At 62.0% G+C, this 10,942-nt stretch carries 15 protein-coding genes; 7 read left to right on the top strand and 8 right to left on the bottom strand.

Annotated features, from left to right (window positions below; all coding sequences use genetic code 11):
- Positions 1-8 precede the first annotated feature (8 nt).
- Positions 9-458, bottom strand: coding sequence for a type II secretion system major pseudopilin GspG (gene gspG / locus BLO97_RS21065; RefSeq protein WP_018614378.1), 450 nt, complete (start codon positions 456-458; stop codon positions 9-11).
- 147 nt (positions 459-605) lie between these two features.
- Here gspG and gspI point away from each other — a divergent pair, with 147 nt between their 5' ends.
- Positions 606-983, top strand: coding sequence for a type II secretion system minor pseudopilin GspI (gene gspI, locus BLO97_RS21060; protein WP_092347812.1), 378 nt, complete (start codon positions 606-608; stop codon positions 981-983).
- A 160-nt stretch (positions 984-1,143) separates the two neighbouring features.
- Here the strand turns inward: gspI and BLO97_RS21055 are convergent, their stop codons facing one another.
- Entirely contained in the window at positions 1,144-1,572 is a 429-nt protein-coding gene (locus BLO97_RS21055) for a type II secretion system protein N (protein ID WP_092347809.1), read from the bottom strand.
- 116 nt (positions 1,573-1,688) lie between these two features.
- Between BLO97_RS21055 and gspH the strand changes: the two genes are divergently transcribed.
- Entirely contained in the window at positions 1,689-2,141 is a 453-nt protein-coding gene (gene gspH, locus BLO97_RS21050) for a type II secretion system minor pseudopilin GspH (protein ID WP_092145875.1), read from the top strand.
- Positions 2,138-2,749, top strand: coding sequence for a type II secretion system protein GspJ (locus tag BLO97_RS21045; RefSeq protein ID WP_092347806.1), 612 nt, complete (start codon positions 2,138-2,140; stop codon positions 2,747-2,749). Before gspH ends, BLO97_RS21045 begins: the two co-directional genes overlap by 4 nt.
- A 158-nt stretch (positions 2,750-2,907) precedes the next feature.
- Here the strand turns inward: BLO97_RS21045 and BLO97_RS21040 are convergent, their stop codons facing one another.
- The 3 genes from BLO97_RS21040 to BLO97_RS21030 are packed head-to-tail and all read right to left on the bottom strand — an operon-like array spanning position 2,908 to position 5,061.
- Positions 2,908-3,849: a FecR family protein gene (locus tag BLO97_RS21040; RefSeq protein ID WP_092146057.1), complete on the bottom strand. Its 942-nt coding sequence runs from the start codon at positions 3,847-3,849 to the stop codon at positions 2,908-2,910.
- A gap of 37 nt (positions 3,850-3,886) precedes the next feature.
- Complete coding sequence (locus BLO97_RS21035; RefSeq protein WP_072347363.1) at positions 3,887-4,432, bottom strand: sigma-70 family RNA polymerase sigma factor; 546 nt, start codon at positions 4,430-4,432, stop codon at positions 3,887-3,889.
- Positions 4,429-5,061 carry a secretin and TonB N-terminal domain-containing protein gene (locus BLO97_RS21030; RefSeq protein ID WP_063320780.1) on the bottom strand — a complete coding sequence of 211 codons (633 nt, stop codon included), beginning with the start codon at positions 5,059-5,061 and terminating at the stop codon, positions 4,429-4,431. The genes BLO97_RS21035 and BLO97_RS21030 overlap by 4 nt, the downstream gene beginning before the upstream one ends.
- A gap of 205 nt (positions 5,062-5,266) precedes the next feature.
- Here BLO97_RS21030 and BLO97_RS21025 point away from each other — a divergent pair, with 205 nt between their 5' ends.
- On the top strand, positions 5,267-5,608 hold the full coding sequence (locus BLO97_RS21025; RefSeq protein WP_092145881.1) for a hypothetical protein: 342 nt from the start codon (positions 5,267-5,269) through the stop codon (positions 5,606-5,608).
- Positions 5,609-5,787: 179 nt separating this feature from the next.
- Here the strand turns inward: BLO97_RS21025 and BLO97_RS21020 are convergent, their stop codons facing one another.
- Positions 5,788-6,228 (bottom strand): carboxymuconolactone decarboxylase family protein, encoded by a 441-nt coding sequence (locus tag BLO97_RS21020; RefSeq protein ID WP_063320778.1) that lies wholly within the window; start codon positions 6,226-6,228, stop codon positions 5,788-5,790.
- 195 nt (positions 6,229-6,423) lie between these two features.
- On the opposite strand from BLO97_RS21020, the gene BLO97_RS21015 reads away from it, so the two are divergent.
- Both BLO97_RS21015 and BLO97_RS21010 read left to right on the top strand, forming a co-directional pair.
- Positions 6,424-7,857 (top strand): MocR-like pyridoxine biosynthesis transcription factor PdxR, encoded by a 1,434-nt coding sequence (locus BLO97_RS21015; protein ID WP_092347803.1) that lies wholly within the window; start codon positions 6,424-6,426, stop codon positions 7,855-7,857.
- Positions 7,858-7,980: 123 nt separating this feature from the next.
- Entirely contained in the window at positions 7,981-8,274 is a 294-nt protein-coding gene (locus BLO97_RS21010) for an antibiotic biosynthesis monooxygenase family protein (RefSeq protein WP_092145887.1), read from the top strand.
- Between the two features lie 45 nt (positions 8,275-8,319).
- On the opposite strand, the gene BLO97_RS21005 is transcribed toward BLO97_RS21010, so the two are convergent.
- Positions 8,320-9,606 carry a delta-60 repeat domain-containing protein gene (locus BLO97_RS21005; protein ID WP_092347800.1) on the bottom strand — a complete coding sequence of 429 codons (1,287 nt, stop codon included), beginning with the start codon at positions 9,604-9,606 and terminating at the stop codon, positions 8,320-8,322.
- Between the two features lie 451 nt (positions 9,607-10,057).
- Between BLO97_RS21005 and BLO97_RS21000 the strand changes: the two genes are divergently transcribed.
- A complete protein-coding gene (locus tag BLO97_RS21000) occupies positions 10,058-10,462 on the top strand; it encodes a cupin domain-containing protein (protein ID WP_092145891.1) in 405 nt (134 codons plus the stop codon).
- Between the two features lie 208 nt (positions 10,463-10,670).
- Here BLO97_RS21000 and BLO97_RS20995 read toward each other — a convergent pair.
- On the bottom strand, positions 10,671-10,942 hold a 272-nt coding region (locus BLO97_RS20995; protein WP_305882559.1), incomplete at its 5' end, for a group II intron maturase-specific domain-containing protein.

Here is a 10,942-nt window from a genome sequence, read left to right as displayed (position 1 = left end):
CACGGCCCTTACAACTGCCAGGAGCCAATGTCGGCATTCACGCCGTCGCCGTCAGGCTGACCGTCGGCGCCAAGGGAGAAGATATCGACTTCGCCGTTGGCACCCGGGTTGAGGTAGTTATAAGGACGGCCCCATGGGTCGTTGGGCAGGCGCTCCAGGTAAGAGCGCCAGGTGCTGTTTTTCGCATCGGCCGGCTTCTCCACCAGCACTTTGAGGCCCTGGTTCATGCTCGGGTAACTGCCGTGGTCCAGGCGATACAGCTTCAGGGCTTGCATCAGGCCGCCAATGTCCTGTTTCGCCGCCGTTGCCCGCGCCTGGTCGGGACGGTCGAGCACCTTGGGCACCACCATCGCCGCCAGGATGCCGAGGATCACCACCACGACCATGATTTCGATCAGGGTGAAACCCCGCTGCCCGCGAGGGCCTTGGGGACGGGCGTTGTAACGGGCGATCTGCATCTCGACGGTCCTTCGCTGGATTCGATTCGAGGCGCAGTGTTGCAAGAAAATATGTCAGTGATATTGAAATTGCTCAGGAGCTTGCGTCGTCAATTGGTCACGAACGCCGGCTAATCTTCAAGGCTGCCCTCACCCCGAGCCCGCGCCATGCCACGCCTCGCTCCGCAAGCCGGCTTCACCCTGATCGAAGTGCTGGTGGCCCTGGCGATCATCGCCGTGGCCATGTCGGCCGCTGTGCGCGTGGCGGCGGTGATGACCCAGAGCAACGGCCTGCTGCGCGACAAATCCATCGCCCTGCTGGCCGCCCGCAGCCAACTGGCGCAGTTGCGTCTGGAAGGTCGTTTTGCCCAGGGCTCGAAAGTGTTCGAATGCGACCAGGGGCGATTGCTGTTGCGTTGCGAACAGAACCTGCGCCCGGCGGAAAACGGCCGGCTGCTGCGGGTTGAACTGAGCGTGTCGGATCGCAGTCGCGAAGCACCGCCGTTGGCTCGGTTGGAGACGTTGGTCAGCCGGGAAAAACCCTGAGTGGAGTGGATTAACACATCCTCTGTGGCGAGGGGATTTATCCCCGCTGGGCTGCGCAGCAGCCCTAATATCAGCCTCATTAAATGCCAGGCCTAATGCATTCTGCTATTTGGGGCTGCTGCGCAGCCCAGCGGGGATAAATCCCCTCGCCACATCGGCTTCAGCGGGTTAGCGAGGGCAAACTCACCGAATCCGGCAACCGAGCCAGGACCAGCCGGGTCTGCTCATTGCCACGTTCGATGACCACCGCCTGCGCCTCGATCGCCACCAACCGTACGCCTTGGGCCACCCTTTCACCGACCAGGAAACTGCGCGGCGGTCCGTCGTTGAGACTGAGGATCGCCACGGGCGTGTGCGTGCCGGCCATCACACCGCTGACCTTGATGTCCACCGCTGCCGGCTGGTTGGAGAACCATTGCAGCGCCGGGTTATCGGAACGTTCGGCCATGCGTTGCGGGGCGACATCCGGCGTGCGCGACTCGGCCGACGTGAGCAGCAGCGAAGACCAGGCCGCCACCCCGGCCAACGCCGCCAACAGACCCACGGCCTGGACGATTTGCGCCGGGGACACACGCTCGATGAACGCCATGGCCTGAATCTCCTTTCTTGGGTTCCAGCGTCCAGCCTACGCGTCAATTCTCTCCGTTTTATTTCACATCCTTATCATCTTCACCGTGCAGGATGGTTTCACGCAAAGGAGCGCGCATGAACCTCGGCAAGCAACGCGGTTTCACCCTGATCGAACTGATGGTGGTGCTGGTGATCATCGGCATTGCCAGCGCCGCCGTGAGCCTGAGCATCAAGCCGGATCCGTTGAAGTTGCTGCGCCAGGACGGCGAGCGGCTGGTGCAACTGCTGCAACTGGCCCAGACCGAAGCCCGCACCGACGGGCGACCGATTACCTGGCGCTGGGACGCCAAGGGGTTTGGTTTCAGTCGTCGCGCCGATCAAGGCACCGGGTTGGATCGTTTCAAGGATGATCCGCAACTGCATCCGCGTCGCTGGCAGAGCCCGTCGATGGAGGTTCGCGTGGACCCCAGGCAACGGGTGGTGCTGAATGCCGAGTGGCTCGGCGAGCCCTTGCAGATCCGCTTGTCGGACGGCGTGAACAGCCTCACGGTACAACGCAGTGCCGCGGGGCGGGTGCAACTCCAATGAGTGCCCGGCAGACAGGCTTCACCTTGCTGGAAGTGATGGTGGCGATCCTGCTGATGGCGGTGGTCAGCCTGATCGCCTGGCGTGGGCTGGACAGCGTGACTCGTGCCGACAGCCATTTGCAGGCCAGTACCGAGCAGACCGAAGCGCTGCTGCGGATGTTGAACCAACTGGAGCGCGACGTGGCCCTGCGCGCCAGCATCGAGCTGAGTGAACCGGTCAAACCCGGCGTCGACGACCAGCCCTCGACCGCCCCGACCGCCCTCACCGTGCGCAGCACCGAAGGTCGGGGCTTTCGCCTGGATGTGATCCGCGTGGCGGCGACCCAGGAAGGCGAGTTGCAACGGGTGCGCTGGTGGCTCAAGGGTGACACGCTTTACCGCGCCCAAGGCCAGGCCCGCAGTCGCTACCCCCTGCCCGCACCCGGCTCGGGCGTGGCCGTGCTCAGTGACGTCAGCGATGCCGGACTGCGGTTCTGGGACAAGGAAAAAGGCTGGCGCAAGCTCAGCGGCAACCGCCAGGAAAACCCAATGGGCATCGAAATCAGCCTGACCCGCCAGACACCCCAGGGGGCCGAAACGTATCGACAGGTGTTGGGGCCGCTGGATTAGCTCGCGATAGCGGTGGGTCTGTCAAGGATGATGTCGAATGTACCGGCCTCATCGCGAGCAAGCTCGCTCCCACAGCGTTAACGGGTGACCTCAAGATTTGGGCACACCCTTGTGGGAGCGAGCTTGCTCGCGATGAGGCCCGCCAGGCGCCGCAGGCCTCAGCTCAGCACCACCACGCCACCCGGCAACTCGGTGCATTTGGCGCCGTAGGCATCGCGGATCAACAGCGCCACGCCCGCCAACTGGTCGAGGCGAAACCGCGCCTGGACCTTGCGCTGGCCCAGTTCGCGGTTGAGCAGCAGCAACATGCCGGGACGGTAGCGGTTGATTTCGTCGATGACGCTGGCCAGGGTCGCGTCGTTGAACACCAGCACCTGCTCACGCCAGGCAACGGCGGCCGACACATCGGCACGCTTGGGCGCGCCCACCTGGTGAGGCTCGTAAGTCATCTGCATGCCCGGCTCCAGACGGAACCGCCGGCCTTGCACCTCGACCTGCACCACGCCCTCCAGGCAGGTCGCGCAGACGCTCTGGTCGGTGTAGCGGATGTTGAAGCGTGCCTGGGCGGCGCTGATCCAACCGGCGCCGGCCTGGACGCTGACCACCTGGGCACTGCGCCCCTGCACTTCAATCTCGCCGCTGAGCAATTCCAGTCCTTGTCCGCCATCGGCCAGCGCGCGGCGACTGAGACGGGTCTGGGTGTTGAGCTCCAGGCTGACGCCTTCGGCCAGTTCCACGCGGCGCTGTTCGCCGACGTCGGTGACGTAGTCGGCTCCCAGCCCGGAAACACCGCCTGGCACCGTGGCGCGGATCAACAGGAAGGCCGCCGATGCCGCGATGGCGCCACCCAGCAACGCCCGGCGGCCGAAATGCCGCGGCGCCTGCAACGCTGCGGCGGCCGGTTGCAGCCCCTGCCACAACGCCTTGGCCTGTTCGAAGGCCTGGGCATGTTCGGGGCTCTGCCCGCACCACAGGCGCAAGGCCCGGGCATCGGCCACGGTGGCGCGCCCCGAGGTCAGCAGGATCAGCCAGTCTCGGGCCTCGCCGGCCAATCGGGCCTGGGGCGTGGCGTCAGGGGAAGCGATGCTGAAGATGTTCAAGCGCACACACACTCACGAAAGGGTCGGGTCTCTACTCTCAAGACGGTTTTCCCGCGCCGGGACCGAACCGCTGAATGACTTTTCTTTCCAGGCGCTGGGCGCAGTGCCCCAACGCAGCCTTGATCTCCTTCTCCACCATGCGCGTGGAAATACCGAAGCGCTGGGATATTTCCAGGTGCGGTGCTTCCTCCAGGCGTGCGGCGATGAAGATCCTGCGGCGGCGCGCCGGCAGTTCGTACAAGGCCTTGAGCAGGGTCTGCAGCTCCTTCTGCCCACCCACCACACGGGCCGGATCCAGCGCTTCATCCGAGACCTGCAGCAATTCCTCGATTTCATCGCCCGTGAGCAAACGCGCATCGGCCTGCCGGCGGTCGGCGGCGATATTCAGGGCCATGCGATACAAATAAGCGTTGGGCTGGGCAATCTCCTGGGTATCGACCATGCGATCGACCCGCAGGTAGGTTTCATGCAACACATCGTTGGCCAGTTCCTCGGAGCCCAGGCGTCTGCGCAGGCGCACCTTGAAATCCTCATACGAGGTGAGGAACAACCTCACCAACGGGCTGCGACCGGAGTCTTTCATCGCCCGGACACCCCTTCCCCTGCTATGCATTCCATGCTTCTTCCTGATAAGTCGGGTAACAAAAGCAGGGTCACCGGCTGGCGCAACGAGCTGGGCGCCGGGCGGTCGATCCTGAGGTTCTGCAAACTGTTGACCAAGGCCTTGTCCCGCATCAGGTCGCCCGTGGAACTGACCAGGCGACTGTGCTGGACCACGCCGTCCCGGCCGATCCACACTTGCAGCACCGCCCGGAAACTGCCTGGGCGGGTCAACGGTGAACGACACAAATTGCGCTGGATGACCGCCTGGATCGCTGCCGCGTAGTTGCTGTCACTCAAGCCTGGGGTGACGCCGGGAGGCAGCGGCACCTCTCGGACCCGCACCGGCTGCAATGTGAACGCATCCGCCCGGGCATAGTGCGCCGCCAGTCCGGTGCCGCTGAGCAACACCCTCAACCCTTCGGAAGGTGTGAACTGCCCCTGGACACCCAGCGTATGACGCTGGCTCGACAACTGATGGTCCACCAGCACCGCCATGCCCGTCGCCCGGCTGAACTGCTCCAGCGCCGTGGTCAGTTCCTGGGGCGCGATGTCCAGGTCCACCAGGCCGACCGCCTGGATCGGTCCGGCCAGCAGACACAGCAACACCATCAGCCACCCCAAGGGCGCCCTGGTCAATCCACGTCCGCGTCCGCCCCCGGCTCTGCCCTGCTGCACGACTGACGTATCCGTTGAAAATCGTCATCCTGAGGGGTGTTTATGAATGTCGTATGACAACCGATACAAATCCTCCAGGCCGCACTAGACTGGTGCCCTGACAACGCACCGTCCGCTGCGGCGGGCCAGGAGGTCGCAGATGAAACCGTGGATGAACATGATGGCAGGCCTCGGGCTGTTCATGGCCCTGCCCGGGGCCCAGGGTGAAGAAGCCCCGGCCTGTATCGAGGTAACCGTTGGCGGTTACAAGACCCCAGACTACAACTGCCTGAGTCGGCAGATGGGCAACGACCCCCAGGCCGCGAAGGCGGCGCAACAGGCCCAGGACGCCATGAATGTGCCGGTCAACGAGCGCGCTCCGAACAGCATTGGCCTGGCTACCCCGGCGGCCACGGGGGTGCGCATGGGCAATACATTCGGCACTTCGGTCAAGCCCCAACGGCCGCCGGCTACCTCGGGGACCTCGCCGCTGCTCAAGTAACGACGCCGCTTTTGTGGCGAGGGGATTTATCCCCGTTGGGGCGCGAGCGGCCCTAAAGCCTGACAGCTCGGTATGTCAGATAGATTGAGTTCTTGTTTTTGGGGCTGCTACGCAGCCCAACGGGGATAAATCCCCTCGCCACAAAAGCAGCTCGCCACAGTCTCCTTCAGGATTGGCAATCAAGCACTGGGACTCTGGCGAAAACTCACCGCCAGCCGGTTCCAGCTGTTGATGGTGCTGATCGCCAGGGTCAGGTCCACCAATTCCTCCTCGCTGAAACAGGCCCGGGCCTGGGCATAGATTTCGTCCGGCACCTGGCTTTCAGCCAACAGCGTCACCGCCTCGGTCCAGGCCAGGGCGGCGCGTTCACGGGCCGTGAAAAAACCGCTGTCGCGCCACACCGCCACCGCGTAGAGCCGGCGCTCGGTCTCGCCCTGGCGTCGGGCCTCCACCGAATGCATGTCGGTGCAGAAGGCACAGCCATTGAGTTGTGAAGCGCGGATCTTGATCAAGTGCAACAGCGCCGGTTCGATACTCAGGCGGCTGGTCAGGGCTTCCAGGCCGATCATGGCTCGCATCGCCCCGGGGGATGCGGTGTAGTAATCCAGACGCGGGCTCATGGCGGGCTCCGTGGCATTCGAGACCTTCACGGTAAGCTCAGGGACCGGTCAATGACAGGTCCAATTCGGCGAAAAAACCGGGGACAAGTCCAATGCACAGGATTTTCCCCACGCAACTTCTATGCAGTCGCACAATGCGGGTAATCTTGCGCCTTTGACGCCGGCCACCGAACAACCGCCCAGGAGCTTGCGGGTATGGAACTTCATGTTGTCATCAACGGCCGCAAGGACCTGTCGGGCCAGTTGTATCAACAATTGCGCAGCGCCATCGAAAGCGGTCGCCTGGCGGCCGGCACGCAGCTACCGCCCAGCCGCCTGCTGGCCGAGCAACTGGGCGTCTCGCGCAAGACCGTCTCCGACACCTACGCCCAACTGACCTACGAAAACCTGCTCACCGGCATCATCGGCAAAGGCACCTACGTCAACGCACGGCCGGCCAGGATCGTGCGCAAGCAGAGCCACCGCGAGCTGGCCGGTGCCGACGTCGTCGAAGCCTGGCGCACCATGCCCGACCTGATGCGCCATCCCACCCTCGAAGGTGCGTTGCGCTACGACTTCATCGGCGGCGCCACGGGCAAGGGTCAGTTTCCGCTGGACGACTGGCGGCGTTGCACCGCCCACGCGCTGCGTCAGATTGCCAGTGCCAAGGGCTTCTACAGCCAGCCCGAAGGCCTGCCGGCGCTGCGCAATGCCATTGCCCGGCACATCGCGTTTTCCCGTGGGGTCAATTGCCAGGATGAAGACGTCGTGGTCTGCAACGGCGCACAGCAGGCCCTGGACCTGATCTCGCGGGTGCTGACCCGTCCCGGCAGCCTGGTGGCCATGGAAGATCCGGGCTATCCACCGGCGCGCTTGCTGTTCGGCTCCCAGGGCGCCACGGTGGCCGGGGTGCCGGTGGACGAGCAAGGCATGCGGGTCGACCTGATCCCCGACGGCACGCGGCTGATTTATGTGACGCCCTCCCACCAGTTTCCCTTGGGCATGCCCATGAGCCAGGCCCGCCGCAACGCCCTGCTGGCGCGGGCCTATGAGCTGGGGGCGATCATCATCGAAGACGACTACGACAGCGAATTCCGCTACGAAGGCCGGCCCGCCGATTCGTTGCAGAGCCTGGATGAGCGCGGGATCGTCGCGTACGTGGGCACCTTCTCCAAGACCTTGTTGCCGGAACTGCGGCTCGGCTATGCGATCCTGCCGCCAGCGATTCTTGAAGCAGTGATCCTGGCCAAGCGCCTCACCGACCAGCACACCTCCACCCTGCCCCAGTGGGCGTTGGCGAAGTTCATCGCCGAGGGCTGCCTGCTCAAGCACATCCGCCGTTGCCACACGCTGTATGCCGGGCGCCGCGAGCGAATCCTGGCACGCATGGGCGGGGATTTGTCGCCCTGGTTCGAGGCGGTTCCCACAACCGCGGGCTTTCATATGGCGGTGTTGTGCAAGGTGCCCATCGACCTGGCGCTGGTGATCGAGCTGGCGAGAAAAGCCGAAGTCGGGCTGTACAGCCTTGACGGCTTTTTCAATGAGGCTGCGGTGCGTCCCGGCCTGTTCCTGGGTTTCGGCGCCATTGACACCCTGGACATTGACATCGCCCTGGACCGCTTGCGAGACATTTTGCAGCAGGTCACTTGAGCCATTGGACTGGGCATTTATCCGCTCATTGGCTGTTTTAGCCTCGCCATTACAGGCCTATCCTGCTGGGGTCTCGTTGATGTCGAGCCAAATCCCGTCCGACTTGATTCAGGAGCCAGAACCATGACTCGCCAGGTGATCAATACCGTACAGGTCCAAGCCGCCGCTGGTCGCTCGGAAGAACTGGGCCGCCAGTTGCAGAAAATCGTCGAAACCCTGCGCGCGCAGCCTGGGTGCGATGCCTACATGGTTGACCGTTGCCCGGACGACGGTGACCGCTGGACCGTCAGCGCTCGCTGGCAATCGGAAGCGGCGATGCAAGCCCATTTCAACTGCCCCGAGGTGCAGGGCTTCATCGGCCTGATCGATAGTCGCCTGGCCCGCAGCGTGGATTTCAACAGTTTCCCGATTGTCTGAAACGCACTGTGGCACCCCTGCCTTTACGTAGCCGGACGCCAGCACTCAATTCTTGAAACGAAGAACGACCGGTCTGAAGCCGCTCTCCGAGAAGAACATCCCGATGACCACAATACGACCGTCCTCCTGTAGTGCAATGGCTTGAGGATGATCGACACCGCTGCCGATTTTGGTTCGCACAATTCCCGTGCCATCGCCAAAACTGCCGTCCAAGCTGGCATCGCTCAGGTATCGTGCAAGCAGGATGTCGGCCTCTTCGCCCCCCAGAGTAGCGCCCGTTACGACAATTTTTCCGCTGTCATCAGTGGCAACACCGATCCATTGCGATCCGTACGGATTGTCGTCAATCAATGTCAACAACGGCACCCCTCGGTTGAACAGCGGATCATTCCTGCCATCTGGGCGGAGGCTTAGCAGAAAGCCAGCTGTTGGAGCGACGGTTGTCGAACCTGCAGCGACGAGATTCCCGTTCTTTTGCAACGCCAATGACAGAATTTGAGTCGGCCTTTCAATCTCAGTGAGAACAAATCCCGCACTGCCAAAACTTGGGTCAGCCGTTCCGTCAGACATATAACGTGCAGTGAATGCAGCTTCGCGTCCGCCAACGATGGCTATCCCGGCGACGACGATTTTTCCATCTGGCTGGATCAGGTGTGTGGTGATTGCAGTCGAACACTCAGGGTATCGCACGATGACGAAGCCCTTACCGTTGTTCAGGCTGAGATCCAGATTGCCGTTCGACTCAAGCCGCATCAGCACGCCGACACTATCGATAAAACTGTAGCGGTGTACGCTGGTCATCCAGATTTTTCCATCAGGGAGGACTGTGGCACTGACACTGCTGCGTCCGCTACCGTCACGGGTTGCATTATCCGCAATGGCTGGATTGGATTGATCCAGTGGTAGCCGGATGACGACATGGCCTTTAAAACCGAACCTGGTGTCCAGACGCCCATCGCTGTAAAAACGTGCTGCCGCAGACAGGCTGGGGCTATATTGATCATCTTCCTTAAAGAGGCCAGTCAGTAGTATCTGACCATTGTCCAACAGTGAAATGGACTCTCCGCCAGAGGCGTAGCCCTCTGCGAAGCTGCCCGTGATCACACCGTATTCGCCAAAGTCCCTGTCGGCGGATCCGTCTGGGTTCAGGCGGATAATGCTGTAGTTCTGGCCGAATCTCCCGGCGATGAGCACCTTGTGGTCGGGAGCGATGGTAAGCCCCGAAACGCTCCCGGGCATGAGAGGGTCGGCGGAGTTGGAAGGGAACACTTTTCCGCCAGAGCCAAAGGTAGGATCAAGGCTTCCGGCGTTACGAGACAAGTCAGTAGACATTGGATAACTCCTGTATGGGTTGAGAGCCCTTGTGCCAAATACCGGGGTTGAAAATTCAATGCTCTACTGCTGATGCAAGGGCGATTTCGTTTTGCTCCATGAATCCGGCCCCGTCAACTGTCAGTCCTGACAGTTGACGGCTGGCAAAATGCGTGGGGCATATAGAACACTTCTCCTGTGACGAGGGCGCTTGCTCCCGCTGAGCCTGTAGGAGCTGCCGAGTGCAACCAGGCTGCGATCTTGTCCAATCCAATTGATCTCAATCGAAAGATCAAAAGATCGCAGCCTTCGGCAGCTCCTACAGGGGGGTTACCTTTCAAGTTTGGTGGATCACGGTATTGGTCTACCCGCCTTCTTAAAGATTGGACGTTTGTTTGCACCACCGTGGGGCTTAGGGTGAATCCATCGCCGCGCCAGCGCGAACTCACTCAAACCCACGAAGGTCATTGCAATGAAAACCCTCTGCCTGATCGCCACCCTCAGTCTGCTGCCCCTGGCCCCGGTCTATGCCCACGAAACCGCGCCTTCGGAAAAGGTCAACGTACTGCAGGAGAAGATGCTGAAGAACCTGCCGGGTAAAAAAACCATGATGCTGACGGTCGACTACGCCCCCGGCCAGTCGTCCGTTGCCCACAAACATGAAGGAACGGCCATGGCCTATGTGCTGGAAGGTGCTATCACCTCCCAGGTCAAGGGCGAACCGGCGAAGACCTACAAGGCCGGTGAGTTCTGGTATGAAGCGGCGGGTTCCGAGCACCTGGTGTCGAAAAACGCCAGCACGAGCCAACCGGCGAAATTGCTGGTGTTCATGGTGATGGGAGAGGATGAAGCGGTATTGATACCGCTGAAGAACTAACGGATCAATGCAATCCCCTGTGGGAGCGGGCTTGCTCGCGAAGACGGCGGCACATCCAACACTTGTGCAAGCTGACCCGACGCATTCGCGAGCAAGCCCGCTCCCACAGGGGTCCACAGTGAATCTTGAAAGATCGAGTAGGAGGCGGATTTGCATCCGCCGTCCTCTCACACCACCGTACGTACGGTTCCGTATACGGCGGTTCAGGTTATGCAGATAAGCCGTTGATCGTGTCCAGTATCGAGACCAGTCCGAGTTGGTTCCACAGTTTCTTCGGCAGCGCCTGATTCATATGCGACGCCCCCGAGTTCCACCATGGGCCGCGGCCATTCGACGTTGACTTGCAGGCACGAGCTTCGCCAAGCCCCAAGCGCATTAAGTTGCGCGCCCTCGTCGAGGGCTGCTTCCATTGGCGCCAGATGGCACACCGAAGCTTACGTCGCACCCATCCGTCCAACTCCTCAAGTGGCTTCTTGCTCT

Origin of the sequence: Pseudomonas sp. NFACC05-1, from assembly GCF_900100135.1 — a bacterium.
In the GTDB taxonomy this organism is placed as follows: Bacteria; Pseudomonadota; Gammaproteobacteria; order Pseudomonadales; family Pseudomonadaceae; genus Aquipseudomonas; species Aquipseudomonas fluorescens_Q.
The sequence above is the reverse complement of the archived record's forward strand: the minus strand, read 5'-3'. Positions and strand labels throughout refer to the sequence as shown.